The sequence below is a fragment of the Rhodanobacter sp. DHG33 genome, from assembly GCF_014843005.1.
Lineage (GTDB): Bacteria > Pseudomonadota > Gammaproteobacteria > Xanthomonadales > Rhodanobacteraceae > Rhodanobacter_A.
Window position 1 is genome coordinate 65,794 of the sequence record NZ_JACYXM010000010.1, and the last position, 25,601, is coordinate 91,394.

Sequence of the window (25,601 nt, forward strand, 5' to 3'; positions counted from 1 at the left end):
AAGGCCTCAGCGTTTGGGACCGTGCAGCCAGCGCAGCCGCTCCGTGGGCGGCATGGCATGCCACTGCTGCATCAGCCGGGCGCGCTGCTCCGGCGGCAGTTTCTGGAAGCGCTGGTAGGCGTCGTGCAACTGCTCGCGCTTCGCGGGCGGCAGCTCGCGGAACAGGCGCTGATTCTCGCGGGCCTGGTGCCGCTCGGCCGGCGTCATGTGCTGCCAGTCCGCGATGCGCTGGCTGATCTGCGCGCGCTGGTCGGGCGGCAGGTTCACCCACCCTTTGCTTTTCTCCAGCAGGCGCTGCTGGCGTTCGGGCGACATGCTGTTCCAGTCCTGCTGCAAGGGAGACAGCACGTCGCGCTGTGCCGGCGTAAGGCTGTTCCAGGAGGTCATCGGTGCCGGCGAACTCTGCGCGTGCAGTGCGGGCGCGACGAGGCTGCCCAGCAAGGTGGCGAAGGTAAGCGAGAGCAGCGTGCGTGCAGGCGAAGGCATGGTTTAGTGGGTGGGGGCCGAATGGTCGCTGGCGGCCAGCCAGCCGTAGAAGTCGAGGTTCTGGTAGAGGTTGGGGTCGGCCTGCTCGGGGTCGGGCGGCAGCGCGTTGTCGGCTTCGCCGGTGCTGCTGGCGACCACGGCGGTCTCCGGCGCACCCGGCATGGGGCGCGGCGCGGAAGGCCATGCCAGCAGCGCGGCCAGCGCGATCGCCGCGCAGGCGCCGGAGGGTACCAGCCAGCGCGCGAAATGATGCTGCGGCTGGCGCGCGCCGGTGCCGACGGCCAGCGCCTCGCGGCGCGCGGCGCGCAGGCGGCCGGCGATGGCGGGATCGAGATTGTGCGCGGCCTCGTGGTAGAGCGCGCGGGCGCGTTGTTCCAGCTGAGTGTTCGGCATGTCGTTTTCCGGCGTGTTCATCGCCAGCCCTCCAGTTGTTCGCGCAACCGCTGCATGGCGCGCGACAGGTGTGTTTTCACGCTGCCTTCCGAGCAGCCCATGGCCTGAGCAGTCTCAGCCACGTCCAGGTCTTCCAGCATGCGCAGCGTGAAGGCTTCGCGCTGGCGCTGCGGCAATTCGCGCAGCGCCGCGCAGACGTCGCCCCACGACTGCGAGTCCTGCATCCGGTCCAGTGGGCCGGGGCCGTGGTCGGCCGGGTCCCAGCTGGGCAATTCATCGCCCTCGTCGTCGCGGCCGCCGCCCAGCCAGCCCACCACGATCGAACGCACCTTGCGGCGGCGCTGCAGGTCCACGATGCGCCGGCGCAGGATGCCCCAGAACAGCGGTGCCCATTCGGAGGCAGGCTTGTCCCGATAATGGCCGACCAGCCGCAGCATGGCGTCCTGCACCGCGTCCAGCGCGTCCTCGCGGTGACGCAGGTTCAGCTCCGCCACGCGGAAGGCCCGCCGCTCCACCTGCGCCAGGAAGGCGTCAAGGGTGGCCGGGGCCTCCTGCGCGGTCGTAGCCAGCAGTTCGGCATCGAATGTGCTGGCGAGGCTGTTCATGGCAGCCTCGTCCGCGTCGTCGGCAGATGCATGCCTGGGCTCCATCGGTTCGACACCCGTGCTCAACGTTCGGCGCTCGCGAAGGTTGACCGGCGCCCGTATGATGCTGGAGCGACATTGTTCAGGTGGGCGGGACTCATGGGAGAGGGGTCATGATCGACGGGTTTGTGGCGCTGTACATCTTCATGCTGGCTGCGTTCACCGGCCACGAGATCATCGCGCGAGTGCCGGTGATCCTGCATACGCCGCTGATGTCGGGTTCCAACTTCGTTCACGGCATCGTGCTGGTAGGCGCCATGATAGCGCTGGGACACGCCACCACGCCGTTCGGGATCGGCCTGGGCTTCGTGGCCGTGCTGCTGGGCGCGGGCAACGCCGCCGGGGGGTACGTGGTCACCGAGCGCATGCTGGAGATGTTCAAGCCCAGCGGCGGCAAGCCGGGAGACAAGGCATGAGCTGGCTGCCCACCCTGGTCCAAGCCTGCTATTTCCTCGCCGCACTGCTGTTCATCCTGGGTCTGAAACGCATGAGTTCGCCGCGCACGGCCCGCGGGGGCATCGTGTGGGCCGGCGTGGGCATGCTGGTGGCGGTGCTGGCCACGTTCGCGCTGCCGGACATGCACAATCGCGGGCTGATCCTCGCCGCGGTGCTGGTCGGCGTGGCGGCGGCCTGGTGGAGCGGACGCCGCGTGGCGATGACCGCGATGCCGCAGATGGTGGCGCTGTACAACGGCATGGGCGGCGGCGCGGCGGCGGGCATCGGCGCCGCGGAACTGGTGGCGCAGGTGCAGCGTACGGCCGTGGCCGTGCCGGATACCTCGCCGTTGCGCCCGGAAAGCTGGGCGCTGGACGCAGTACACCAGGTGGCCCAGCTGACGCCGGTGGCCCTGGGCTTGGGCGTTTTGGGCGCGCTGATCGGCGCGGTGAGCTTCTCCGGCTCGCTGGTCGCCTTCGCCAAGCTGCAGGGCTGGATGGACCGGCGCTTCGTGTTCCCCGGCCAGCGCGTGGTGAATCTGCTGGTGCTGCTGCTGGCGGTGCTGCACGGCGTGATGCTGGTGACCGGGCATCTCACGGTGCCGGTGATCGCCGCCTTCTTCGTGCTCTCGCTGCTGTTCGGCCTGCTGATGACCCTGCCCATCGGCGGCGCCGACATGCCGGTGGTGATTTCGCTGTACAACGCCTTCACCGGCCTTGCGGTGGCGTTCGAGGGCTACGTGCTGGGCAACGAGGCGATGATCATCGCCGGCATGGTGGTCGGCGCGGCCGGCACCCTACTCACCCAGCTGATGGCCAAGGCGATGAACCGCTCGCTGGGCAACGTGCTGTTCGGCAGCTTCGGCGCGGCGGCGGGCGGTGCGGCACAGGAAATTGCCGGCGCGCAGAAACCCATCGATGCCGCCGACGCGGCGGTGATGATGGCCTACGCCGAGCGCGTGGCCATCGTGCCCGGCTACGGCATGGCGGTGGCGCAGGCGCAGCACAAGGTGTGGGAGTTCGCCAAGCTGCTGATCGAGCGCGGCGTGAAGGTGAAATTCGCGATCCATCCGGTGGCCGGCCGCATGCCCGGCCACATGAACGTGCTGCTGGCCGAAGCGGGCGTGCCCTACGACCTGATCGAGGACATGGACGACATCAACCCCGAGTTCCCCAACACCGACGTGGTGCTGGTGATCGGCGCCAACGACGTGGTGAACCCGATGGCGAAAACCGACCCGACCTCGCCGATCTACGGCATGCCCATCCTCGACGTGGCGGCGGCGAAGCACGTGATCGTGGTCAAGCGCGGCAAGGGCACCGGTTTCGCCGGCATCGAGAACGCGCTGTTCTACGCCGACAACACGCGCATGCTGTACGGCGACGGCCAGGCCGCCGCGGGGCAACTGGTGAGCGAGCTGAAGGCGCTGGACGCCTGAGGGAAGAGTGCGGCCATGGATGGTCGCCCGTTTGATTTTGGCGGGCAGGGACGATCGCAAACGTGGACTCGCCCACGGCGCGGCCTGATCGTCACCGCCTCGCCGCCGCATGGGGCCTTGGAAGAGCAGCGCGCTCCCGGCGCGCAAAAGCTAACGGCCAAAGCAGGGCCACGCTAAGCAGGGTGAGGCGCCCAAGGGCTCTTGCTCGTCATTCCGGCCTGCGCCGGAATGACGGAGCTCAGCGCCTTGGCGTGGTCCGGCGCCAGGCCAGCCACGCCGCCAGCAGCGTGCCCAGGGCATACCAGACGAACTCGGCCCGGCCCAGGCCCAGCCGCGCCAGGTCCAGCAGCATGCCGGTGCCCGCGGTGTGCAAGGCCTCGGTGAGACCCATGCCAAAGTTGCTCGCCAGCAGAATCGCGGCCATCAGCACGTTGAAGTAGAGCGCTGCCAGCGCGGTGGCGAAGGCCGCCAGCACCGCTGCGCCCGTGCCGGGGCGGCGGATCCAGTGACGGATCGCCCACGCCAGCGCCACGCCTGCCGGCAGCGCCATCCACGGCGCGGCCTGGCGCAGGTATATGGCCGCCACCATCCACATTGCGCCTATGGCCAGGCCCATCATCGCGGCGCAGAACAGCCCGAACACGAACAGCGGAATGTCGCGCGGTTTCATGGCGCGGTATGGAAAATGGAGAGGTGGAACATGCAGCTTCCCGGCGGGCAAAACGCCGATCATAGCCGGTCGATGCGACCTGACGCCCCGATCGGGGCGGATAGCGCGGCATAATAGGCAGCTCGGCGCGCCGTGGCTGCGCGCTTCATTGACGACGGATTGGCGAGTGGCATGAGTGGTTTCAGTCTGAGCAGCGAACCCTTCACCCTGATGCGCGACTGCGAGGCGGTGATGGTGCCGCAGGGCGAAACGGTGAACCTGCCCGCCGGCCAGATCGGCTACATCACCCAGGCGCTGGGCGGCAGCTTCACCGTGTACGTGGAAGGCAACCTGTTCCGCATCGCGGGCAAGGACGCCGATGCGCTGGGCAAGGAGCCGCCGCCGCCGATCGAGGTGCCGGACGACGCCACCGACGCCGACGTGGAAAAGCTCGCCTGGGACCAGCTGCGCACCGTGTTCGACCCGGAGATCCCGGTGAACGTGGTCGAGCTGGGCCTGGTCTACGACCTCAGCCTCGAACAGCGCGAGGACGGCCAGCGCAAGGTCTACGTCAAGCTCACCCTCACCGCGCCCGGCTGCGGCATGGGCGACATCCTGGTGGACGACGCCCGCACCAAGCTGGAGATGATCCCCACCATCGCCGAGGCCGACATCGACCTGGTGTTCGACCCGCCGTGGAACCACTCGATGATGTCCGAGCTGGCGAAGCTGGAAACGGGGATGCTCTGACCGCCTCTCCTCTCCCTGATCCGGGGAGAGGCTTGGCGGAGGCGGTCTGGCGAAGCGGGAGGGGCCGCTTTCATCGAGCCCATGCGCGATGCGTCCCGTTGCCCTGGTCCTCTCTCCGCAAGAGAATGAGGAGGAAATCAGCCCTTCACTTCCTCGAAGCGGTTTTCCGCACGGTTCTTGCGCACCTTCGCCGGATCCCACACGCGGCCGTTCATCGTGATGTACACGCCGTCGGGCAGGGTCTGCACCGCGGCCACCGCGCAGCCGATGTTGAACACCGCGTCGGAGCCCTGGAAACGTGCAGGGTTCAGCGCGCCGGTGAGCACGATCACCTTGCCGGGGATGCTGGCCAGCACCTTCGCCGTTTCCACCATGGTGTCCGTGCCGTGGGTCACCAGCACGTGGCGGTGCGGCTGCGCCTCGATGGTGGAGCGGATCAGCGCGCGGTCCTCGTCGGTGACGTGCAGGCTGTCCTTGCGCAGGATCGGGATCACGTCGAACTGGAACGCCACGCCGAGCTGGCCGAGGATCTCGCCGATCTGCGGCGCCCCGATCTTGTAGTCCGACTTGTCGTCGAAATAGATCTTGTCGATGGTGCCGCCAGTGGTGACGATGGTCAGGTGCTGCATGGTCCGGGCCGGGTCGAGAAGGGCCGCCAGTCTAACGCCGCGCCGCATGTGACCGGAAACGACGGCTGTTGCGACGGTTCAGCACGACGCTCATCTTTCGAGGCCCCACTGCCGGTAGCACTGGTCGATGGTGCGTGCGGACGCGAGCCTGATCTTCGGCAGCGTGGTTCGGCGATAGAGATCCGCATAGCGCCTGCGGTTCCCCGGCGTGACGACGGCGATGTGGTGGATCATCTCCCACGTGACGCGCTCGCTGCCGCCCTCCAGGCCGCCGGCCCTGGTTGCATGGCCGGACAGGCATCTCCGCATATAACGGAACAGACTGAGCGGCGTGGAGATGTCCAGCAGGATGATGCCCGTCGCGCGCCGGAAGCGCTGCGGCATGCACCTGGAATAATTCCCGTCCATGACCCAGGCGTCGTCCTGAATCGCTTCGTCGTGCAGGGCCGTGAATTCGTCGGAAGGACGGGGTTTCCAGTCCGTGCCGGGAAGGTGATGGAGCTGGTCGAGATGGATCGCGGGCAGGCCGCACTGGCGCGCAATCGCATTCGCCAGCGTCGACTTGCCGCTGTTGGACGGACCCAGGATGCAGATGCGCCTTCCCAGCGCCGACAGCTGCATGTGCATGGCCTTCAATCGAGCAGTTGGCGGGTGTCGTCAGCCTCGACGACCGAAAGGCGCATGAGGCCGTGCGCGAGGAAGCGCCGCAGCGCGGCGGTGGGCCTGGCGTCGCCGTGCTGCGACGACCATGCCGCCTGCCGCGCCAGCAGGGCTGCCGCAGCGCTGCGCGCCAGCGTGAGGGCCACGCCGCGTGCGCCGGCTTCCCGTGCATCGCGTGTGGCGCCGTGGCGCTCGAGCCAGTGTGCGCAGGCATCCAGCGCCTGCCGGATCGCGCCGGAGGCATGCATGTCGTCGTTGTCACGCAGCCAGCCGGCCGATGCCGTGTGCAGCGCGCCCAGGCCGTCGCCTGCCAACGCACGCAGCGCGTCCAGCGACAACACGTTCGTGGTGCCTTCCCAGATCGCATACACCTGGGCGTCGCGCAGCAGTTGCGGCAGACCCGTATCCTCGATGTAGCCGCCGCCGCCGAAGCATTCCAGCGCCTCGGAACAGAGGCTCACCGCGAGCTTGCCCGTCCACAGCTTCGCCAGCGGCGTGAGCAGGCGCAGCAGCGCGGCCTCGTGCGGTGCGGCGCTGCCGTGTTCCACGCGGCCCAGCAATTGCGCCACCTCGAAGGCCAGCGCGAAGGCGCCCTCGAATTCGGCCTGCATGTCGGCCAGCGTCTGTGCGTGCAGCGGCTGCTCGATCAGCGGGCGGCCGAAGGCCTGCCGTCGCGTGGCGTAGTCGCGCGCCAGCGCGATCGCCCGCGCCATGCTGGCGATCGCGCACACCGCGTTCCAGGTGCGCGTGACATTGAGCATGGGCGCCACCTGGCGCACGCCGTTCGACAGCTCGCCCAGCGGCCATGCGGGCAGGCCGTCCAGGTGAATCTCGGCCGTGGGCAGCTCCTGCGTGCCCAGCTTGTCCTTGAGGCGGTCGACGACGAGCTGCGGCTTGCGCGACGCGCCATCCATCGTCTCCACATAGAACAGGGCCAGCGCACCGGAACCGTCGCTGGCGCCTTCGGGGCGCGCCAGCGCCAGCGCCGCTTCGCCCACCACCGCCGAGCTGAACCACTTGCGGCCGTGCAGTCGCCACTGGCCGTCGGCATCCTGCCGCGCGACGGTTTCGGTGTGGCTGACGTCCGAGCCGCCATGCGTCTCCGTCATCCATTGGCCGCTGAGCCAGAACGTCTTTGCGTCGCGGCTGAGGAAGTGCGGCACCGCGCGTTCGATCAGCGCGCGATTGCCGGAAGCCTTCAGCGCGGTGGTCGCACCATCGGTCATCGCCAGCGGGCAGGTGTAGAACTCGCTGGCCACGTGGTAGAGGTAGACGCGCGCGAATTCCTCCAGGCGCGCGTGCTCGTGGTTTTCGTGGCCGGCGGCCAGCACCGCATGGCTCGTGGTGACGTGCGGACCCTCCTGCCACGCCGGAGTCAGCTCGATGCGATCCACCCGCCGCCCCCACGCATCCCACTGCGTAAGCACCGGCTTGCGCCGCGTGGTCGTGGTGGCGCGTTGCCAAGCCGTCAGCGCGTAGTCGCCCAGCGCGTCGAGGTCGTTGTCGAGTGCGCCGCGCCGCGCGGCAGGCAGGGCGCGATCGAGCAACGCGTGCAGCAGGCGTTCGCTGCGCCAGGGGTGCGGCAGTTGCGGGGCGGCTTGCAGGAATCCCATGGGCGGCTCCGGTATGGATCGACGCGCCAGTATAGGCAACGGGCCGTACGTATCGCGTGAGCCGCGGATCGCGCTCAGGCGTTGCCGGCGGCAAGCCTCTGCAAGCGTGTCGCGTGACGTCTGAGTGCGTTGCGCAGGCGCGCTGGCGTGCGTACCTCGAAGTCGAATGACAGCCGCGCCAGCTGGCGGGCGAACCAGTCGAGATCGTCCGCGCTGCTGCGCAGAAGCACACCGTTGTCGACCGGTTCGAACAGGCCGAAAGCGAGTGAGAAAGCGTCGCGGGCGGTCTTCAGGTCGGTGCGCAACAGCACTTCGATCGCGATGCTGCGCGGCAGGGTAGCGACGCTGAAGGCGAGCTGCTCCAGCGCATCGAAACCGACGGGGCGCTCGAAATGCGCATCGAGCGACTGCACGGTGCCGATGCGATCCAGCCGGAACGAACGCAGGTCGCGACGCAGGTGGCACCAGCCCACCACGTACCACGCCCCCGCGCGCCACGCGAGACCGTAGGGATCGACGTCGCGCTCGCTGCGCAGATGCTGCGGGGTGGTGTAGTCAAGGTGTACGCGCCGCTGCGCCTGTGCCGCGGCGGTGAGTGCGATCAGTGCTTCGTTGCTGTGCGGGACACCGCTCGCGTGGACAAGGTCGACGCGCACCGTCTCGGCAATCGCATGCAGCTGGCGCTTCAGGCGATCCGGCGTGACGCGCGCCAACTTGGCCTGGGCGCTGGCCACGGCTGGCGCGGCTTCGGCGAGGCCCAGTCCGCGCGCGGCGACCAGGCCCACCGACGGCGCCAGCGCCTCGTCGTCGTTGAACATCAGCGGCGGCAGCTTGAAGCCGGGCACCAGCATGTAGGCGCCGTAGCGTCCTCGCTCGGCGACGATCGGGACGCCCAGTTCCTCAAGCGTGGCGATGTAGCGGCGCAGGGTGCGGCCATCCACGCCGACCCGCAGCGCCAGTTCCGGGCCACTGATGCGGCCGCAGCCCTGTAGCAGTTCCAGCACGGCCAGCACGCGGGTGGTGGGTTGGGTCATGCGTGGAGCCTGGCGATATATCAGGGCGAATTATGTCCTGATTTGCTCGTAACGTGCCCGCACGTCAACGCACGTGCCGACCGGCGCATCAGGAGTCACCATGAAATCCGCATACCGCCATCTGCTGGGCCTGTTCTCCATGATCGCGCTGGGAGTGAGTGGATCGACGCCGGCCGAGCCCGCTGTCGCCAGCGGCACCGGCGCGGTGTCGCACGAGGCGCCGCCCGCGATGGCAACCGTTAGCCACCTGCACGATTTCCAGGTCGTCGAATTGCGCCGCTACACCACGACGCACGGTGGCCGCGCGCGCTTCGCCGACTACTTCGACACTTATTTCCCGGAGGCCTTCGAACAGTTGGGCGCGATGGTGTTCGGCCAGTTCCTGCCACGCGAGCATCCGGATCAGTTCGTCTGGCTGCGCGGCTTCCACGACATGCCCGCGCGGCCGGTGGTGAATTCGCAGTTCTACTACGGGCCGCTGTGGCGCGAGCATCGCCTTAAGGTGAATGCGCTGCTGCCGGACAGCGACAACGTGCTGTTGCTGCGCCCGCTGCGGCCGGACACCGGCGTCGACGTGCTGCCGGCGGTGGATCCGGTGGACGAGCCGCATGGTGCGCAAGGCATCGTGGTTATGCAGATCTTCGCGGTGAAGAAGGGCGACGAGGATGTGCTGGCGACGCATGCGGAAGCACAGTTCGAAAGTTACCGTGTTGCCGGTGTGCATCCGGCTGGCATCCTGGTCACGCTGGACGAACCGAATAATTTCCCACAGCTGCCGGTGCGCATGGACGGCCCGTGGCTGGTCTGGCTGGGCGTGGTGCGCGACGAAGCGACTCTGCGCAAGCAACTGCAGCCAGCAATGCAGGCGGCCGCGAAAACCTTGCTCGCCAGCGGCATGCTGCGCGCCGCGCCTGAGCTGCTGGCGATGGATCCAACCCCCCGCTCGCGGCTGCGCTGGCTGCCGGATGCCGGCGAGGCGGCGCGATGAACCACCCCGCTCAGCTGTGGCTGTTCCTGGTGGTGGTGTTCGGGGTGATCGCGTTGCCGGGACTGGATATGGCTTTCGTGTTCGGCAGTGCGCTGAGCGGCGGCCGTACCCGCGGACTGGCGGCGGTGGGCGGTATCGTGGCCGGCGGTGCCTGCCATGTGCTGATGGCGGCACTGGGGATCAGCGTGCTGGTACGGCTGGTACCCGGCGTGTTCAACGCATTGTTGCTGGCGGGCGCGCTGTACATCGCCTGGATCGGCATTTTGCTGTTGCGCAGCGCCGTAGGGTTCCACGCACCGGCCACCGGGCAGGCTGTGGCGCCGCTGGGCGCGACCTTCCGGCAGGGATTGTTCACTTGCCTGCTGAATCCCAAGGCCTACCTGTTCATGCTGGCGATCTTCCCGCAATTCCTGCATCCGTCCGAGGGCTCGCTGTGGCTGCAGGCACTGGTGCTGTGGGCGATCATCGCGCTCACCCAGTGTGGCGTGTACGGCCCGCTGGCGTTGTTGGCCAGTCGTGTGCGCGGCTGGCTGCAGAATCGGCCGGCAAGCGGCGTGCTGGCCACGCGCTGCGTAGGTGGCTTGCTGATCGCGGTGGCGGTGTTCACCGGACTTGAGGGTTTGCGTTCTGCGTGAGCGAGGCGGTCAGTCCGCCACGATGGCGTCGAAGTCCACCAAGTCGCCTTGTTCGCCGCGCACGTACAGCCGCTTGCGGCGGTGCGGATAATCGCAAATGTCCTGCTCCAGCCGCTGGCCGGCCACCAGCAGCACCAGCGGCGCATCGCCGGTGTTGGTGATGACGTGGGCGGGACCGTTGCGCGCGAAGCCGAGGAAATCGCCGGGGGCGATGTCGTGCGTCTGTTCGTCGATCAGCGCGCGGCCGTGTCCGGCGAGCACGTAGACGAATTCTTCCTCGTACAGGTGTCGGTGGTATTCGCTGGAATCGCGGCCGGGCGGCAGCTCGATGCGGTGGACGCCGAGCTGGGTGAGCCCGGTGGCGTCGCCCAGCGACTTGCGCAGGCGCAACGCGTTCGGATTCAGCGGATGCGGACGGGCCACCGCTTCCATCGCTTCGATGTCGGCGGCGGTCAGCAAGCTGGGGTGCGGCATGCGGGTCTCCCGATGGATGGTGTCAGCGGCGCGGCCGACGGACGCCCGCGCCCAGCGTGCCGATCAGCAGCAGGGTGAGCACGATCTCGACGATGGCGAGCGCGCGTTCGACCGGTGAACTCCACGCCTCGGCCACGCCGTGGCAGAAGTAGAACAGGGCGAGGATGCCCACCCAGAGCAGGGCACGGCGCGGATTGCGCACGGCGGCGAGCGGAAGCAGCAGGGGGATCACGGCGATCGCGAGCACCAACGCCATCGGTACGCTTTGCGGCTTCAACAGCCAGCCGTGCCAGATCAGCTGCAATGCGCCGAGCGCAGCCCATGCAGCAAGGCCGATCTTCTGCTCGGTAGGCAACGCGCTGACGCTCATGCGCCCGCAGCCAGCTTGCGCGCGGTGTCGGCAAGGCGGCGACCCAATGCGCGGGCCAGCTCGCGCTCGTGCTCGCTGATGGCGTTCTCGCCCTTGCTGCCGGCGACATGGCTGGCGCCGTAGGGCGAACCGCCGGTCTGCGTGATGCTGAGCGCGGGTTCGGTGAACGGGATGCCCACCAGCAGCATGCCGTGATGCAGCAGCGGCAGCGCCATCGTCAGCAGGGTGGATTCCTGGCCGCCGTGCATGGTGCTGGTGGAAGTGAACAACGCGGCGGGCTTGCCGGCCAGCGTGCCGCTGGCCCACTCGGCGCCGGTGCTGTCGAGAAAGTGCTTGAGCGGTGCGGCCATGTTGCCGAAGCGCGTGGGGCTGCCCAGCGCGAGGCCGCTGCATTCCACCAGATCCTGCTTCGTCACGTAGGGCGCGCCTTCGTCGGGCACCGGCGGCTGCGCGGTTTCGGTGACCGGCGCCACGGGTGGCACCTGGCGCAGGCGCGCGCGGGCGCCGGGCACTTCCTCGATGCCGCGGGCGATCAGCCGCGCCAGCTGCGCGGTACGGCCGTTGCGGCTGTAGTAGAGGACGAGAATGTCGTTCATGCGTGTGGGCGCGATGTGGGCGATGCGCTAGTGTAGGGATGTTCCCGGCGATGTTGGCGAGCCGCCCATGCAACTGCATTACGACCGCGACCGCACACACAGCTTCAGCCGCTTCCTGTGGCAGCGCTTCGTCGACGACAAGTGCTTCGAGACCGCGGGCGCGCTGTCCTACACCACCCTGGTATCGCTGGTGCCATTGATGGTGGCGGCGCTGGCGATGTTCGCGGCGTTCCCGGTGTTCGCGCAGTCGCGCGACCTGCTGCTCGATTTCGTGTTCCGCAACTTCGTGCCGGCGGCGGGCCATCACATCCAGGACGCGCTGCAGGGCTTCGCCGGCAATGCCAGCCAGCTCACGGGCATCAGCATCCTGATGATGCTGTTCAGCGCGATCTCGATGATGGTGAGCATCGAGGATCGGTTGAACCGCATCTGGCGCGTGCAGCGGTCGCGCAGTTGGCCCGCACGCCTGCTGCTGTACTGGGCGGCGCTGACGCTGGGCCCCGTGCTGGTGGGCGCCGGGGTCGCGGCCAGTTCCTACCTGAGCGCGCAGCCGCTGCTGCAGGGGGCCTCCGCTCCCGCATCGGCCGGGCACGGCTTGCCCGTGCTGCGCGCGGTGCCGTTCATCGCCACCTTCGTGACGTTGTGGTTGATGTACACGCTGGTGCCGAACCGACGCGTGTCACGGCGCGACGCCACCGTGGGCGCGCTGGTCGCCGCGATCCTGTTCGAGTTCGCGCGCTGGGGTTTTCGCCTGTTCGTGCACGGGGCGCACACCTACCAGCAGATCTACGGCAAGGCGCTGGCGGTGATCCCGATTTTCCTGGTGTGGATCTACCTGTCGTGGATCATCGTGATCCTTGGCGCCTCGATCGCCGCCTCGATCTCGGCGTTCGAGTACGAGCCGCCCACCGAAAAATTGCCGGAAGGCGCGGAGTTCCTCGGCCTGATGCTGGTGCTCGGGCGTTTCGTCGATGCGCAACGGCGCGGCGAAGGCGTGGACCCGTCGCTGCTCTGCGCCAGCGAGCCACGCCTGCGCGGTGCGCTGGTGACGGCGTATTTCGACGACCTTGCGCGTGCTGGCCTGATCCAGCGCGGCGAGTCGGGCGGGTGGCTGCTCAGCCGCAGCCTGGACAGCGCCGACCTGCTGCGCGTGTACCAGCACGTGAACTACCGCCTGCCGCTGCAGCCCGCGCAGCAGGCGGAAGCGCTGAATCTGCCGCTGCCGCAGGAGCTGCTGGCCATGCTGGACGCACTGGCCGCAGACGTTCGCTCGACCTTGGCTACCCCCTTGCTGCAGGTGTTTCCTGCAGTGCCTATTGCCCACGAGGAATCTTCACCATGAACCGACATGTCTGGCTTGCCGCGCTGCTGCTGCCGTTCGCCCTGGCGGGCACGGCGCGCGCTGCGATGCCCGCGCACCCGTCCATCCACATCACTACGATGGACGGCAAGCCCTACGATCTCGCCACCGAGCGCGGGCACTGGGTGATCGTGAATTTCTGGGCCACGTGGTGCGTGCCTTGCATTGCGGAGATGCCGACGCTTTCGCGCTACGTGGCCACGCATAAGAACGTGCATGCCATCGGCCTGGCCTACGAGGACAGCGAGCCGGCCGACGTCAAGGCCTTCCTCGCCAAGCATCCGGTGGTGTATCCGGTGGCGCAGGTCACGCTGGACAAGCCGCTCAAGGATTTCGACGAACCGCGCGGTTTGCCCACCACCTACCTGATCGCGCCGGACGGCACGGTGGCGACGCATTTCCTCGGCCCGATCGACGCCGCCAAGCTGGATGCGGCCATCGGCAAAGCGAAGAAGTGATGCCTGCTGCGCGCTTCCTCGTCAGTGGCCGGGTGCAGGGCGTGTTCTTTCGCGCCAGCACGCGCGAACAGGCGGTGGCGCTGGGCATCGAAGGCCATGCGATCAACCTGCCGGACGGGCGCGTCGAGGTCATGGCCGTGGGCGATGAAGCGGCGCTCGACGCACTGGAGCGCTGGCTGCGGAAGGGGCCGCCTGCGGCACGCGTGGATGCGGTCGAGCGGCTCGGGTTGCCGGAGCAGGCCGTGCGCGGATTCCGCACCGGGTGATCCGGTTCAGCCCTGCCCAAGTGCCTGCAGCTGATCCGCCTGATTTTCGCGGGTCAGCGTGTCGACCAGTTCGTCCAGGTCGCCCTGCACGATTTCCGGCAGGCGGTACAGGGTGAGGTTCACGCGGTGGTCGGTGATGCGGCCCTGCGGGAAGTTGTAGGTGCGGATGCGCTGGCTGCGGTCGCCCGAGCCGACCTGCAGCCGCCGTTCCTGCGCCTGCGCCGCGGTCTGCTTGGATTGCGCCTCGTCCAGCAGGCGCGCCTGCAGCAGGCTCATCGCGCGGGCGCGGTTCTTGTGCTGGCTGCGTTCCTCCTGGCATTCCACCACGGTGCCCGTCGGCAGATGCGTGATGCGGATCGCCGAGTCGGTCTTGTTGACGTGCTGGCCGCCCGCGCCCGAGGCGCGGAACGTGTCGATCTTGAGGTCGGCGGGATTGATCGCGATGGCCTCGATCTCGTCCAACTCGGGCAGGATCGCCACCGTGGCCGCCGAGGTATGGATGCGTCCCTGCGACTCGGTTTCCGGCACGCGCTGCACGCGGTGCGTGCCCGATTCGAACTTCAGCCGCGAATACGCGCCCTTGCCTTCGACGCGTGCCACGATTTCCTTGTAGCCGCCGTGTTCGCCGTGGCTCTCGCTGAGGATTTCCACCTGCCAGCGCTTGCGTTCCGCGTAGCGCGCATACATGCGGAACAGGTCGCCGGCAAAGATTGCCGCCTCGTCGCCGCCGGTGCCGGCGCGCACTTCGAGGTAGAGGTTGGCCTCGTCGCGCGGGTCCTTCGGCAGCAGCAGGATCTGCAGCTCGCCGTCGAGCGCTTCGAGGCGCGCTTCGAGGCGCGCGATGTCGTCGGCGGCCATCTCGGCGAGTTCGGGGTCGTCCAGCATGGCGCGTGCATCGGCCAGTTCGCGCATGGCGGCTTCGTGCTCGCGCAGCGCGGTGGAGACGGGTTCCAGTTGGGCGTATTCGCGCGACAGCTCGCGGAAGCGCGTGCCGTCGGCCAGCACGTCGGGCTGGGCCAGCAGCAGGCCGATTTCTTCGTGGCGCTCGGCGAGGGTTTCGAGTTTGCGGCGGATGGATGGCGTCATGGGTGCGGAGCGGGAAAGGAAAGAACGGTGAGAGGAAAGGCCGGACCGTTACGGCCCGCTAATCCTCTGCGCCGGTCTCTTCATCGAGCCCGTACAGCCGCCCCGCCGCCTGCAGCAGGTCGAGATCGCCCGAAAGCGCCGCCTCGCGCAGCCGCGCACTGGGATGGTGCAGCAGCTTGTTGGTGAGCGTGTGCGCTAGGAAGCCCAGTGCCTCGTCGGGCGATTTGCCGCGCACGAGCATGGCGCGGGCCTTTTCCAGCACTTCGTCGCGATAGGCTTCGGCGTGCTGGCGCAGGTCCAATGCGGGATTGCGCACGTCGAGCGCGCGGCGCCACGCCATGTAGCGATCCACTTGCAGATCGATGATGGCGTCGGCTTCGCGCGCAGCGGCGGCGCGCGAGCGGCGGTTGTCGTCGATCACCTGCTGCAGGTCGTCGATGCCGTAGAGGTAGACGTCCGGCAGCTCGGCCACGCTGGGTTCGATGTCGCGCGGCACTGCGATGTCCACCATGAACACCGGCTTGCGCCGGCGCGCGGCCAATGCCTGTTCGACCATGGCGCGGGTGACGACGGGCAGGCGCGAGGCGGTGGAGGAGATCACGATGTCGGCTTCGGCCAGGTGCTGCGGCAGGTCGGCCAGCGCGATGGCGTAGCCGCCGTAACGGCTTGCGAGTTCCTGCGCGGTTTCCGGCGTGCGGTTGGCCACGATCAGCCGGCGCGCCTGCTTGTCGGCAAGGTGGCGCGCGGCCAGTTCGATGGTGTCGCCCGCGCCGATCAGCAGCACGCAGGCGTCGCGCAGGTCGGTGAACACCTGCTCGGCGAGGCGCACCGCGGTGAACGCCACCGACACGGTATGCGCGCCGATGCGGGTTTCCGTGCGCACGCGCTTGGCGACGGCGAAGGTGTGCTGCAGCAGGCGGTCCAGCGGCGCCTTCAGCGCATTCGCGTCGCGGGCGAGCTGGTAGGCCTCCTTCACCTGGCCGAGGATCTGCGGCTCGCCCAGCACCATCGAGTCCAGGCCGGTAGCGACGCGGAACAGGTGGCGCGCGGCGTTCTGCTCGTCGTGGCGGTAAAGGAACTCGTCCAGCTTGCCGGGAGTCAGTCGATGGTGGCGGCTCAGCCATGCCTGCGGCAGCTGTTCGGCGCCGGCGGCCACGCTCACGTACAGCTCGGTGCGGTTGCAGGTGGACAGGATCATCGCCTCCTCCACGCCGGGTTCACATTGCAGCTCGCGCAATGCGGCGGCGGCGGCCTCGGCGTCGAACGCCACCTGCTCGCGCAGGGTGACCGGCGCGGTGAGGTGGTTGAGCCCGAGAGCGATCAGCGGCATGGAGTAGTGAAAATCCCGGCGTAGGCTAAGCTTGTCGCCGAGGCGCCGTGGATTCGAACACGGTGTGGCGTGTGTGCAGACGTGACGGACAGATGATGGTCAGTGTGCGAAGCAGGCGTTACGGATACAAGCTGGTGCGGCATTTTACGGCAGCCGCCGCGCTGATGCTCGGGCTGGTCGCCTGCGCGCCGGTGCCGCTGAAGCCGGCCGCCAAGCCGGCGCCCGCCGTTCCGCCGCAGCCGCTGGCGAAGATGGTGGTGGTGACGCCGGACGCGGACCACGATCTGCTCGCGCAGCTCATGGCCGGCGAAATGGCGCTGGGCAGCACCGACCTCAAGGCCGCCGCGCAGAGTTACGACAAGGCGATGGCGATCAGCGACGATCCTGCCGTGGCCGAGCGGGCTGCGATGCTGGCGATCGCGGTGCACGACGACACGGCCGCCGAGCGTGCGCTGAGCCGCTGGCAAGCCTTGGGCGCCAAGCCGGCGGCCATGGCGCAGGGGCGCGCGCAACTGGCGCTGGATCGCGGCGATACGCCCGAGGCGCAGCGGCAGCTGCAGATCCTCACCGACAGCCACGACAAGGACGCCTGGCGCGGCTTCGGCCAGGTGCTGGTAGCCGCGCGCGACCAGGCGCAGGCCGGGAAGCTGCTGGAGATGCTCGCTACGCCGCAGCGCCTGCCTGCCGATCCGCAGGCCTGGCTCGCGATGAGCGAGCTGGGCGACAAACTGGGTCGGCACGCCTATGCGCAGCGGATCGCGGATGCCGCGATCGCCCGCTTTCCGGGCAATGCCGACGTCTATGTCTGGTCGGCGCAGATGAAGGCCGGCAAGGGCGACACCAAAGGAGCGCTCGCCTTGCTGCAGCAGGCCACGGCCAAGTCGCCCGACAATGTGCGTCTGCGCCTGGTCTACGCCAGCCTGCTCGGCCAGTCCGGCGACTACACGGCAGCGGCGAAAGTGCTGGATCACGGCCCGCAGAGCGCCGACACGTACCAACTGCGCGCGGCATTGGCCGTGCACAGCAAGGACACCGCGGCCATCGCGGCGCTGTATCGCCAGTTGCAGCAGGCCGCGCCCGACGTGCGTGCGCAGAACGCCTTCCTGCTCGGCCAGCTGGCCGAAATGCAGCATCGCGATGCCGAGGCGCTGTCCTGGTACGACCAGGTCGGCGACGACGATCCGCATGCCTTCGACGCCGACCTGCGCAGCGCGGTGCTGCTGCAAGCGCAGGGCAAGCATGCCGACGCGCACGAACTGCTCGGCCAGATGCAGATGGACTACCTCGACCAGCCGGACCAGTTGCGCCAGGCATGGCAGCTCGACGCCGAGATCTACATGCAGGAGCAGAACTATCCGCAGGCGATCAACGCCTTCACCCGTGCCCTGCAGGCGGCGCCGAACGATCCGGGTTTGCTCTACGGTCGCGGGTTGGCCTATGCCAGTGCGGGGCAGGTGGATCCCGCGGTGCAGGATTTCCGCAGCCTGCTCAAGCTCAAGCCCGACGACATCGACGCCAGCAACGCGCTGGGTTTCACGCTGGCCGATGCCGGCCGCGACCTGCCCGAGGCGGAACAGCTGATTGCGAAGGCGCATGCGGCACGGCCGAACGATCCGGCCATCGCCGACTCCTGGGGCTGGGTGCAGTACCGGCTGGGCCATCTCGATCAGGCCGCGCAGTCGCTGCACGGCGCATGGCAGTCCAGCAAGGACCCCGACATCGGCGTGCACTTCGGCGAGGTGCTGTGGAAACAGGGTGACCGCCAGGGCGCGCAGAAGGTGTTCGACGCCGTGCGCAAGCTCGATCCGCACAATGCCAGCCTGCAAGGCACCCTCAAGCGGTTGAATCCATGAAGCACCCTCTCCGGTTTCTCGCGGCGGCCCTGCCGCTCCTGCTGGCTGCCTGCGTGCCGCAGCAGGGGTTGCGCATCAAGGGCGATGCGTCGCTGCTCAATGCGCAGGCCGCGCGCGAACAGGCTATGGCGCACACCGACCACTGGACGCTGGACGGCCGGCTCGGTGTTTCCGACGGCCACGACGGCGTCAGCGGCGGCTTCACCTGGACACAGGACGGCGAGAGCTACAGCTTCGTGTTCCGTGCCCCCATCACCGGCCGCAGTTTCGAGCTGAGCAGTGGCCCCGACGGTGCCGTGCTGAAGGGGCTGGATGGCGGTCCGATACAAGGCACGGACGCCGAAGCGCTGATGCACCGCGCGCTGGGCTGGGAAGTGCCGTTGCACGACCTGCGCGCCTGGGTGCTGGGCCTGCGCGCCGACAGCGGTCCGGCCGAGCTGGCGTTCGGCGACAACCGCCTGCCCTCGCTGCTCACGCAGGACGGCTGGTCGGTGGACTACCGCGCATGGGACACCACGCGCCAGCCGCCGTTGCCCACCACCATCTTCGCCACGCGGCCGCCGTACAAGGTGCGGTTGTCGGTGGAGAACTGGACTGTGCGGTAAGTCCGCATGAGCTTCACCATCGAGCCTGCCCGCCTCGACCAGGCTGACGCGCTGCGCGGCATCGAGCGCGCGGCGCAGGAGCTGTTCCGCGGCCATCCCGCGTGGCCGTCCTATGCCGCCTCGCCCATGGATGCACAGGCACTCGCCGAGGCGATAGGCGCGGGGCGCGTGTGGGTGGCGCAGGACGAGGCAGGCAGTGCCGTGGGTTTCGTGGGCGTGGCGATCGAGGACGGCGAAGTGGGCATCGCCGAGATCGACGTGCTGCCCAGCCATGGCCGGCGCGGCATCGGCGCGGCGCTGCTGGAGCATGCCTGTGCCTGGGCCGCCGAGTCGGGCTATCCGTCCGTGGTGCTGGGCACGCTCTCGGACGTGCCGTGGAATGCGCCGTTCTATGCGAGGCACGGGTTCGAGGCGATCGACCCGCAGCACTACACGCCTGCATTGGCCGAACACCGCGCGCACGACCAGGAGCGCGGCTTTCCCATGCACCTGCGCGTCTTCATGCGCCGCAGATTGCGGGCCTCGCCCGAAGGTTGGACGCGCTGGCCCGCGCCGGCCAAGCTCAACCTGTTCCTGCGCATCACCGGCCGCCGCGCCGACGGCTACCACGAGCTGCAGACCGTATTCCGCCTGCTCGACTGGGGCGACGAACTGCGCCTGCGCCTGCGTACGGATGGCGCGATCCGCCGTCTCACCGACGTGCCAGGCGTGCCCGAGCACGACGACCTGGTGGTGCGCGCTGCACATTTGCTGCGCGAGCACGCGGGCAGCACGCCCGGCGTCGATATCGAGGTGGAGAAGCGCATTCCGATGGGCGGTGGCCTCGGTGGCGGCAGCTCCGATGCGGCCACCGTGCTGGTGGCGCTGAACCATCTGTGGTGCTGCGGGCTGGACGAGGGCGCACTGGCCGAGCTGGGGCGGCAACTGGGTGCCGACGTGCCGGTCTTCGTGCGCGGCCGTTCGGCCTGGGCCGAGGGCGTGGGCGAGCGGCTCACGCCGCTGGACCTGCCGCGGCGGCATTACGTGGTGCTCGACCCGCACGAGCACGTGCCCACCGTCGCCCTGTTTCAAGCGCCTGAATTGACACGAAATGCGCCCCGGGCGACAATTTCATCCTTTGTTTCGGGCGAAACGACGGAAAACGCCTTCACGCCGGTGGTGCGCGAGCGCCATCCCCGCGTGGCGGCGGCACTGGACTGGCTGGGTCGCCATGGCGCGGCGCGGCTGTCCGGCAGCGGCGGTTGCGTGTTCCTGGAGTCGCGCACGCGGGAACAGGCGCAGGCCATCGCGGATCGTTGTCCAGCGACGTTCACGGCCCACGTGGCCACCGGTGTCGCGGTTTCGCCCTTGCACGAGGCATTGGGTCGCCATGGAGGCGGCTCGGGCCGGCCCGAAACGGCCGGTTGAACGACAAGCGGATCATGGATGGTTCGCGACCCGAAGAGCAGCCACCCGGCTGCTTTTCGGTATCCGTCATGATGGGGCGTCGCCAAGCTGGTTAAGGCACGGGATTTTGATTCCCGCATGCGCAGGTTCGAATCCTGCCGCCCCAGCCACCCAGCACTTTCAGCATTTCCGAGGAATGCACGCGTGGACAGTTCCAGCCCGATGATGCTGTTTGCCGGCAACGCCCATCCGCGGCTTGCCGAGGACGTCGCGCATCGCCTGGGCGTGCCGCTGGGCAAGGTCCTGGTCAGCACCTTCAGCGACGGCGAAGTGCAGATCGAGATCGAGGAGAACGTGCGCAACCAGGAAGTGTTCGTGCTGCAGCCCACGGGCGCGCCGAGCGCGAAGAACCTGGTCGAGCTGCTGGCGCTGGCCGACGCGCTGAAGCGCGCCTCCGCCGCCCGCGTCACCGCGGTGATCCCGTACTTCGGCTACGCGCGGCAGGACCGCCGCCCGCGTTCGGCGCGCGTGCCGATCACCGCCAAGCTGGTGGCCAAGATGATCGGCACCGCCGGCATCGACCGCGTGGTCACGGTGGACCTGCACGCCGAGCAGATCCAGGGCTTCTTCGACATCCCGGTGGACAACGTCTACGCCTCGCCGGTGCTGCTGGCCGACATCTGGCGCAATCACAGCATGGACGACCTGATCGTGGTGAGCCCGGACGTGGGCGGCGTGGTGCGCGCCCGCGCGCTGGCCAAGCGCCTGGACGACGCCGACCTGGCGATCATCGACAAGCGCCGCCCCAAGGCCAACGTGGCCACGGTGATGAACATCATCGGCGACGTGGCGGGCAAGACCTGCGTGATGGTGGACGACATCGTCGATACCGCCGGCACGCTGTGCGCCGCGGCCGCCGCGCTGAAGGAGCGCGGCGCGAAGAAGGTGGTGGCCTATTGCGTGCACCCGGTGCTTTCCGGCGCGGCGATGAGCAACCTGGAGAATTCCCAGCTTGATCAGCTGGTGGTCACTAACACGCTGCCGCTGAGCGCGGAGGCGAAGGCCAACGCGAAGATCCGCGTGCTGTCGGTAGCCGAGCTGCTGGCCGAAACGATCCGCCGCGTCGCCTTCGGCGAATCGGTGAGCTCGTTGTACGTCGATTGATTTTTCGCCGCGGTGGCCTCCGGCTGTCGCGGCAACAACCGGCTTTTCTGGTCGCGGAAAAGTCGAACAGCCGCCGCGAGGCGGTCTTCCAACCCAAGGTAGTACTGAAATGGCACAGACTCATGAAATCAAGGCCGAGAGCCGCAAGGACGAGGGGAAAGGTGCGAGCCGCCGCCTGCGTCGTGCGGCCTACGTGCCGGCCGTCGTCTACGGTGCGGGCCAGCCCCCGCAGAGCATCCAGATCGAGCACAACACCATCCTGCTCGCCGCCAAGCACGAGTGGTTCTTCTCCTCCGTGCTCGACCTGAACGTCGACGGCAAGGTGCAGAAGGTGCTGGTGCGCGACTGGCAGAAGCACCCGTTCAAGCAGCAGATGATGCACATGGATTTCCTGCGCATCGACGAGAAGCACGCCGTGCGCGTGAACGTTCCGCTGCACTTCCTCAACCAGGAGAAGTCCGCCGCCGCCAAGACCTCCGGCGTGGTGGTCTCGCACAACCTGACGGAAGTGGAAATCTCCTGCCTGCCGAAGGATCTGCCGGAGTTCATCGAACTCGACCTGGCCGACCTCAAGCCGGGCGACATCGTCCACCTGTCGCAGCTGAAGCTGCCGAAGGGCGTGGAGATCGTGGCGCTGCACCTTGGCGCCGATCACGACGCGGCCGTGGTTACCGCGAACACGGTGAAGGAAGAAGTCGAGGAAGCGCCGGCTGCCGACGCCGCCGCGACCGAGGCCGCTCCCGCCGCTGCCGCGCCGGCCAAGGACAAGAAGTAAGCCGCTGCGCCCCGTGCCCGGCCGGGCACGGGGCGCGTGCGCTTGCTTGCCGTCATGGCGGGTCTGCGACTCATCGTCGGACTGGGCAATCCCGGTGCCGAATACCTCCGAACCCGGCACAACGCCGGGTTCTGGTTTGTGGACGCCCTCGCGGCGGGGCAGGGCGAGCGCTGGGGCTTCGACGGCAAGCTGCACGGCGAAACCTGCAAGCTGCGCATCGCCGGCGAGCCGGTGTGGCTGCTCAAGCCGGCCACTTTCATGAACAAGAGCGGCATCGCGGTGGCTTCCGCGCTGCGCTATTACAAGATCGAGCCGGAGGAGTGCCTGGTGGCGCACGACGAGCTGGATCTCGATGCCGGCACCATGCGGATGAAGTTCGACGGCGGCCACGGCGGCCAGAACGGCTTGCGCGACATCGTGGCCCATCTCGGCCACGGCAAGTTCCACCGCCTGCGCATCGGCATCGGTCATCCCGGCCACAAGGACAGGGTCACGCCGTGGGTGCTCGGTCGCCCGTCGGCACAGGACGAGGACGCCATTCTCGACGGCATCGGGCGCGCGCTGGACGTGCTGCCGCTGGCGGTCGAGGGCCAGTTCGACAAGGCCATGCAGCGGTTGCATACCGCCGCTGGCAAATAGTTTTCCGGGCGTCGTTGCCGCTTCCGCGGAACGGCGCCTGCAACGGCACAAACGCTTTCGGAGTTTTCCATGGGCATCAAATGCGGCATCGTCGGCCTGCCCAACGTCGGCAAGTCCACCCTGTTCAACGCGCTGACCAAGGCCGGCATCGCCGCCGCGAACTTCCCGTTCTGCACCATCGAGCCCAACGTGGGCGTGGTGCCGGTACCCGACCTGCGGCTCAACGCGCTGTCGGCCATCGTGAATCCGCAGAAGGTGATTCCGACGGCGGTCGAATTCGTCGACATCGCGGGCCTCGTCGCCGGCGCGTCGAAGGGCGAGGGCTTGGGCAACAAGTTCCTGGCGCACATCCGCGAAGTGGATGCGATCACCCATGTGGTGCGCTGCTTCGAGGGCGACGTGATCCACGTCGCCGGCAAGGTCGATCCCATCGCCGACATCGAAACCATCGATACCGAGCTGGCGCTGGCCGACCTGGAGTCGGTGGAGAAGGCCTTGAACCGCGCCGAGCGCGCCGCCAAGGCCAACGACAAGGAAGCGCTGGCGAAGAAGCCGGTGCTGCAGAAACTCGCCGCCGCGCTCAACGAAGGCAGGTCGGCGCGCAGCGTGAAGCTGGACGAGGAGGAAAAGGCGCTGGTGCGCGACCTGTTCCTGCTCACCCTGAAGCCGCTGATGTACATCGCGAACGTCCTGGAGGACGGCTTCGAGAACAACCCGCACCTCGACGCCGTGCGCGCTCGCGCCGCCGAAGAGGGGGCCGAGGTGGTGCCGGTGTGCGCCGCCATCGAGGAAGAGCTGGCCCAGCTCGACGACGCCGACCGCGACGAGTTCCTGAAGGACCTGGGCCTGGACGAGCCCGGTCTCAACCGCGTGATTCGCGCGGGCTACAAGCTGCTCGACCTGCAGACTTACTTCACCGCGGGCGTGAAGGAAGTGCGCGCCTGGACCATCAAGCGCGGCTACACCGCGCCGCAGGCGGCCGGCGTGATCCACACCGACTTCGAGCGCGGCTTCATCCGTGCCGAAACCGTCTCCTACGACGATTTCATCCAGTACAAGGGCGAGAAGGGCGCCGCCGATGCGGGCCGTCTGCGCAAGGAAGGCAAGGATTACGTGGTCAAGGACGGCGACGTGCTGCACTTCCTGTTCAACGTCTGATCCGCATGGCCCGCGCCGTGCGGGCCGCCTCCATTCCGTGCAAGGATGCGCGCCGTTCGGCAAGGCGCGGGGCTGAGTATGTCGAAGGCGGTGCTGCGGATCCGGTTGGGACGTCCTGACGATGCGCGTGCAGTGGGCGTGCTGGTGCGCCGCCTGACACGGCGCTGGATCGTTCCCGACCAATCGCGCGAGGCAGGGTTGGCGCTGCTGTCCCGGCAAAGCGCGGCAGTCCAGCGCATGCGCATGGCCGAGGGCCATCGCTTCCATCTCGCCTGGCTCGACGACACCCTGGTCGGCGTGGCGACGATACGCGACGACAGCCACCTGACCCAGCTCTTCGTCAGTACCCGCTACCACGGCCGCGGCATCGCGCGGCGCCTGTGGCTGCGCGCGATGGCCGATGCGGTGCGTCGCGCCGGCACGCGCCGCTTCACGCTCAATGCTTCGCGTTGCGCGGTGCCGGCGTACCGTCGGCTGGGATTCGTGGCCACGGCGGAAGAGCGCCTGTCGCCGAACGGCGTGCTCACCACGCCGATGGAGCTGCGGCGCGATCCGGCGCATCGCCAGCGGGCATAATGCGGGCCTTTCCACGGTAGCGACCGGAGCACGCATGCCAGGCCAGCAGCACGAGGTGACCTTCCGCTTCCTCGCCCAGCCCACCGACGTCAATTTCGGCGGCAAGGTGCACGGCGGCATGGCGATGAAGTGGATCGACCAGGCCGGCTATGCCTGCGCGGTGGCATGGAGCGGGGCCTATTGCGTCACGGTCTCGGTCGGCGGCATCCAGTTCGTGGCGCCGATCCTGATCGGCGACCTGGTCACGGTGCGCGCGCGGCTGATCCATACCGGTACCTCCAGCATGCACCTGGCGGTGGATGTGCTGGCGAGCGACTTGCGCAAGAACGAGCAGCGCCTGGCGACCAGCTGCGTGATGGTGTTCGTAGCGCTGGATGCCCCGGACGGCAAGCCCACGCCAGTGCCCCGCTGGGAGCCGCGCGACGACGGCGAACGCCGCCTGCAGGCGCATGCGCGCCGGCTGCAGGAGCTGTCGCGCGAGATGGAACGGCTGGTCGACGGACGTGCGGACGAAAACCTGCAAAGTCCCGGCTGAAAATCGCATCGGGATGTGTCCGCGGCACCGCATCGGGTGTTGACAGTCAGCAGGGTGCCCCACACAATACGCGTTCTTTGTTGGAGGGATACCCAAGCGGCCAACGGGGGCAGACTGTAAATCTGCTGGCTTACGCCTTCGGTGGTTCGAATCCACCTCCCTCCACCAGTCGATTCGCGCAGGTTGCGATTGGGCTGGTTCGCCGGGTCGGTCTGACCGATTCGGCAACGGGCTCCGCGCAGGGCGGGAGTAGTTCAATGGTAGAACCTCAGCCTTCCAAGCTGATGGTGCGGGTTCGATTCCCGTCTCCCGCTCCATTGATCCCGCCGTTATGAAATCTTGCTCATGTAGCTCAGTCGGTAGAGCACTTCCTTGGTAAGGAAGAGGTCGCTGGTTCGATTCCAGTCATGAGCACCATCTTTGTTGCTCGCCCGTTCCGGGCGGTTTTCCTCTCACTGACTCCACCGGGATTCTGGTCATGGCAAAGGGCAAGTTCGAGCGCACCAAGCCCCACGTGAACGTGGGCACGATTGGTCACGTGGACCACGGCAAGACGACGCTGACGGCGGCGCTGACGAAGGTCGGTGCGGAGCGTTTCGGCGGTGAATTCAAGGCC

Annotated in this window: 31 protein-coding genes and 4 tRNA genes; 22 read left to right on the forward strand and 13 right to left on the reverse strand. The window is 68.2% G+C overall.

What is annotated here, in order from left to right:
• Positions 1-6: 6 nt before the first annotated feature.
• The 3 genes from IHE46_RS16280 to IHE46_RS16290 are packed head-to-tail and all read right to left on the reverse strand — an operon-like array spanning position 7 to position 1,484.
• Positions 7-486, reverse strand: coding sequence for a DUF3106 domain-containing protein (locus IHE46_RS16280; protein WP_192165899.1), 480 nt, complete (start codon positions 484-486; stop codon positions 7-9).
• Positions 487-489: 3 nt separating this feature from the next.
• A complete protein-coding gene (locus IHE46_RS16285; protein ID WP_192165901.1) occupies positions 490-900 on the reverse strand; it encodes a DUF3619 family protein in 411 nt (136 codons plus the stop codon).
• Positions 897-1,484 (reverse strand): RNA polymerase sigma factor, encoded by a 588-nt coding sequence (locus tag IHE46_RS16290; protein WP_192165903.1) that lies wholly within the window; start codon positions 1,482-1,484, stop codon positions 897-899. Before IHE46_RS16290 ends, IHE46_RS16285 begins: the two co-directional genes overlap by 4 nt.
• A gap of 152 nt (positions 1,485-1,636) precedes the next feature.
• Between IHE46_RS16290 and IHE46_RS16295 the strand changes: the two genes are divergently transcribed.
• Both IHE46_RS16295 and IHE46_RS16300 read left to right on the forward strand, forming a co-directional pair.
• Positions 1,637-1,939, forward strand: a complete 303-nt coding sequence (locus tag IHE46_RS16295) for an NAD(P) transhydrogenase subunit alpha (protein ID WP_192165905.1) — start codon at positions 1,637-1,639, stop codon at positions 1,937-1,939.
• On the forward strand, positions 1,936-3,396 hold the full coding sequence (locus IHE46_RS16300; RefSeq protein ID WP_192165907.1) for an NAD(P)(+) transhydrogenase (Re/Si-specific) subunit beta: 1,461 nt from the start codon (positions 1,936-1,938) through the stop codon (positions 3,394-3,396). Before IHE46_RS16295 ends, IHE46_RS16300 begins: the two co-directional genes overlap by 4 nt.
• 238 nt (positions 3,397-3,634) lie before the next feature.
• Here the strand turns inward: IHE46_RS16300 and IHE46_RS16305 are convergent, their stop codons facing one another.
• Positions 3,635-4,066 (reverse strand): hypothetical protein, encoded by a 432-nt coding sequence (locus IHE46_RS16305; protein WP_192165909.1) that lies wholly within the window; start codon positions 4,064-4,066, stop codon positions 3,635-3,637.
• Positions 4,067-4,237: 171 nt separating this feature from the next.
• Here IHE46_RS16305 and sufT point away from each other — a divergent pair, with 171 nt between their 5' ends.
• Complete coding sequence (gene sufT / locus IHE46_RS16310; protein ID WP_192165911.1) at positions 4,238-4,795, forward strand: putative Fe-S cluster assembly protein SufT; 558 nt, start codon at positions 4,238-4,240, stop codon at positions 4,793-4,795.
• A gap of 137 nt (positions 4,796-4,932) precedes the next feature.
• Here the strand turns inward: sufT and IHE46_RS16315 are convergent, their stop codons facing one another.
• The 4 genes from IHE46_RS16315 to IHE46_RS16330 all read right to left on the reverse strand — a co-directional run bounded on the left by IHE46_RS16315 (position 4,933) and on the right by IHE46_RS16330 (position 8,731).
• A complete protein-coding gene (locus IHE46_RS16315; RefSeq protein WP_192165913.1) occupies positions 4,933-5,424 on the reverse strand; it encodes an asparaginase domain-containing protein in 492 nt (163 codons plus the stop codon).
• 90 nt (positions 5,425-5,514) lie between these two features.
• Entirely contained in the window at positions 5,515-6,051 is a 537-nt protein-coding gene (locus tag IHE46_RS16320) for an AAA family ATPase (RefSeq protein ID WP_225563121.1), read from the reverse strand.
• A gap of 5 nt (positions 6,052-6,056) precedes the next feature.
• Positions 6,057-7,697, reverse strand: a complete 1,641-nt coding sequence (locus tag IHE46_RS16325; RefSeq protein ID WP_192165915.1) for an acyl-CoA dehydrogenase family protein — start codon at positions 7,695-7,697, stop codon at positions 6,057-6,059.
• A 74-nt stretch (positions 7,698-7,771) separates the two neighbouring features.
• Positions 7,772-8,731 (reverse strand): YafY family protein, encoded by a 960-nt coding sequence (locus tag IHE46_RS16330; protein WP_192165917.1) that lies wholly within the window; start codon positions 8,729-8,731, stop codon positions 7,772-7,774.
• Between the two features lie 100 nt (positions 8,732-8,831).
• Between IHE46_RS16330 and IHE46_RS16335 the strand changes: the two genes are divergently transcribed.
• Both IHE46_RS16335 and IHE46_RS16340 read left to right on the forward strand, forming a co-directional pair.
• Positions 8,832-9,719 (forward strand): NIPSNAP family protein, encoded by an 888-nt coding sequence (locus tag IHE46_RS16335; protein WP_192165919.1) that lies wholly within the window; start codon positions 8,832-8,834, stop codon positions 9,717-9,719.
• Positions 9,716-10,354 carry a LysE family translocator gene (locus tag IHE46_RS16340; protein WP_192165921.1) on the forward strand — a complete coding sequence of 213 codons (639 nt, stop codon included), beginning with the start codon at positions 9,716-9,718 and terminating at the stop codon, positions 10,352-10,354. Before IHE46_RS16335 ends, IHE46_RS16340 begins: the two co-directional genes overlap by 4 nt.
• Positions 10,355-10,363: 9 nt before the next feature.
• Here the strand turns inward: IHE46_RS16340 and IHE46_RS16345 are convergent, their stop codons facing one another.
• Genes IHE46_RS16345 through wrbA form a run of 3 tightly spaced genes read right to left on the reverse strand, consistent with a single transcriptional unit; the run spans position 10,364 to position 11,794 of the window.
• The gene (locus tag IHE46_RS16345; RefSeq protein WP_192165923.1) at positions 10,364-10,828 is read right to left on the reverse strand and encodes a cupin domain-containing protein; all 465 of its coding nucleotides are present in this window, start codon (positions 10,826-10,828) and stop codon (positions 10,364-10,366) included.
• A 22-nt stretch (positions 10,829-10,850) separates the two neighbouring features.
• The gene (locus IHE46_RS16350) at positions 10,851-11,198 is read right to left on the reverse strand and encodes a DUF2069 domain-containing protein (RefSeq protein ID WP_192165925.1); all 348 of its coding nucleotides are present in this window, start codon (positions 11,196-11,198) and stop codon (positions 10,851-10,853) included.
• Positions 11,195-11,794, reverse strand: coding sequence for an NAD(P)H:quinone oxidoreductase (gene wrbA, locus IHE46_RS16355; protein WP_192165927.1), 600 nt, complete (start codon positions 11,792-11,794; stop codon positions 11,195-11,197). The genes IHE46_RS16350 and wrbA overlap by 4 nt, the downstream gene beginning before the upstream one ends.
• 67 nt (positions 11,795-11,861) lie before the next feature.
• Between wrbA and IHE46_RS16360 the strand changes: the two genes are divergently transcribed.
• From IHE46_RS16360 to IHE46_RS16370, 3 genes are read left to right on the forward strand one after another with little or no spacing between them, the layout of a single operon-like run.
• Entirely contained in the window at positions 11,862-13,136 is a 1,275-nt protein-coding gene (locus IHE46_RS16360) for a YihY family inner membrane protein (RefSeq protein WP_192165929.1), read from the forward strand.
• Complete coding sequence (locus tag IHE46_RS16365) at positions 13,133-13,612, forward strand: TlpA disulfide reductase family protein (protein ID WP_192165931.1); 480 nt, start codon at positions 13,133-13,135, stop codon at positions 13,610-13,612. Before IHE46_RS16360 ends, IHE46_RS16365 begins: the two co-directional genes overlap by 4 nt.
• Positions 13,612-13,878 (forward strand): acylphosphatase, encoded by a 267-nt coding sequence (locus IHE46_RS16370; protein WP_192165933.1) that lies wholly within the window; start codon positions 13,612-13,614, stop codon positions 13,876-13,878. Before IHE46_RS16365 ends, IHE46_RS16370 begins: the two co-directional genes overlap by 1 nt.
• A 6-nt stretch (positions 13,879-13,884) precedes the next feature.
• Here the strand turns inward: IHE46_RS16370 and prfA are convergent, their stop codons facing one another.
• Both prfA and hemA read right to left on the reverse strand, forming a co-directional pair.
• Positions 13,885-14,964: a peptide chain release factor 1 gene (gene prfA / locus IHE46_RS16375; RefSeq protein WP_192165936.1), complete on the reverse strand. Its 1,080-nt coding sequence runs from the start codon at positions 14,962-14,964 to the stop codon at positions 13,885-13,887.
• Positions 14,965-15,022: 58 nt separating this feature from the next.
• The gene (gene hemA, locus IHE46_RS16380) at positions 15,023-16,294 is read right to left on the reverse strand and encodes a glutamyl-tRNA reductase (protein ID WP_192165938.1); all 1,272 of its coding nucleotides are present in this window, start codon (positions 16,292-16,294) and stop codon (positions 15,023-15,025) included.
• Positions 16,295-16,545: 251 nt separating this feature from the next.
• Here hemA and IHE46_RS16385 point away from each other — a divergent pair, with 251 nt between their 5' ends.
• From IHE46_RS16385 to IHE46_RS16450, 14 genes are all read left to right on the forward strand, one after another.
• The gene (locus IHE46_RS16385; protein ID WP_225563125.1) at positions 16,546-18,147 is read left to right on the forward strand and encodes a tetratricopeptide repeat protein; all 1,602 of its coding nucleotides are present in this window, start codon (positions 16,546-16,548) and stop codon (positions 18,145-18,147) included.
• Positions 18,144-18,752 (forward strand): lipoprotein insertase outer membrane protein LolB, encoded by a 609-nt coding sequence (gene lolB / locus IHE46_RS16390; protein WP_192165940.1) that lies wholly within the window; start codon positions 18,144-18,146, stop codon positions 18,750-18,752. The genes IHE46_RS16385 and lolB overlap by 4 nt, the downstream gene beginning before the upstream one ends.
• A 6-nt stretch (positions 18,753-18,758) precedes the next feature.
• On the forward strand, positions 18,759-20,159 hold the full coding sequence (gene ispE / locus IHE46_RS16395; RefSeq protein WP_192165942.1) for a 4-(cytidine 5'-diphospho)-2-C-methyl-D-erythritol kinase: 1,401 nt from the start codon (positions 18,759-18,761) through the stop codon (positions 20,157-20,159).
• A gap of 72 nt (positions 20,160-20,231) precedes the next feature.
• Positions 20,232-20,308 (forward strand) — tRNA-Gln (locus IHE46_RS16400).
• Positions 20,309-20,360: 52 nt separating this feature from the next.
• A complete protein-coding gene (locus IHE46_RS16405; RefSeq protein WP_192165960.1) occupies positions 20,361-21,302 on the forward strand; it encodes a ribose-phosphate diphosphokinase in 942 nt (313 codons plus the stop codon).
• A gap of 109 nt (positions 21,303-21,411) precedes the next feature.
• A complete protein-coding gene (locus IHE46_RS16410; protein ID WP_192165944.1) occupies positions 21,412-22,077 on the forward strand; it encodes a 50S ribosomal protein L25/general stress protein Ctc in 666 nt (221 codons plus the stop codon).
• A 54-nt stretch (positions 22,078-22,131) separates the two neighbouring features.
• Positions 22,132-22,716 carry an aminoacyl-tRNA hydrolase gene (gene pth, locus IHE46_RS16415; protein ID WP_192165962.1) on the forward strand — a complete coding sequence of 195 codons (585 nt, stop codon included), beginning with the start codon at positions 22,132-22,134 and terminating at the stop codon, positions 22,714-22,716.
• Positions 22,717-22,785: 69 nt separating this feature from the next.
• Positions 22,786-23,874 (forward strand): redox-regulated ATPase YchF, encoded by a 1,089-nt coding sequence (ychF, locus tag IHE46_RS16420; RefSeq protein ID WP_192165946.1) that lies wholly within the window; start codon positions 22,786-22,788, stop codon positions 23,872-23,874.
• Positions 23,875-23,979: 105 nt separating this feature from the next.
• Complete coding sequence (locus tag IHE46_RS16425) at positions 23,980-24,450, forward strand: GNAT family N-acetyltransferase (RefSeq protein WP_225563122.1); 471 nt, start codon at positions 23,980-23,982, stop codon at positions 24,448-24,450.
• A 34-nt stretch (positions 24,451-24,484) separates the two neighbouring features.
• On the forward strand, positions 24,485-24,985 hold the full coding sequence (locus IHE46_RS16430; protein ID WP_192165950.1) for an acyl-CoA thioesterase: 501 nt from the start codon (positions 24,485-24,487) through the stop codon (positions 24,983-24,985).
• 82 nt (positions 24,986-25,067) lie between these two features.
• A tRNA-Tyr gene (locus tag IHE46_RS16435) sits at positions 25,068-25,153 on the forward strand.
• A gap of 75 nt (positions 25,154-25,228) precedes the next feature.
• Positions 25,229-25,302 (forward strand) — tRNA-Gly (locus tag IHE46_RS16440).
• Between the two features lie 24 nt (positions 25,303-25,326).
• Positions 25,327-25,402: transfer RNA gene (locus tag IHE46_RS16445), tRNA-Thr, on the forward strand.
• 61 nt (positions 25,403-25,463) lie between these two features.
• The coding region (locus tag IHE46_RS16450) for a GTP-binding protein (RefSeq protein WP_239536270.1) at positions 25,464-25,601 on the forward strand (138 nt) is incomplete at its 3' end.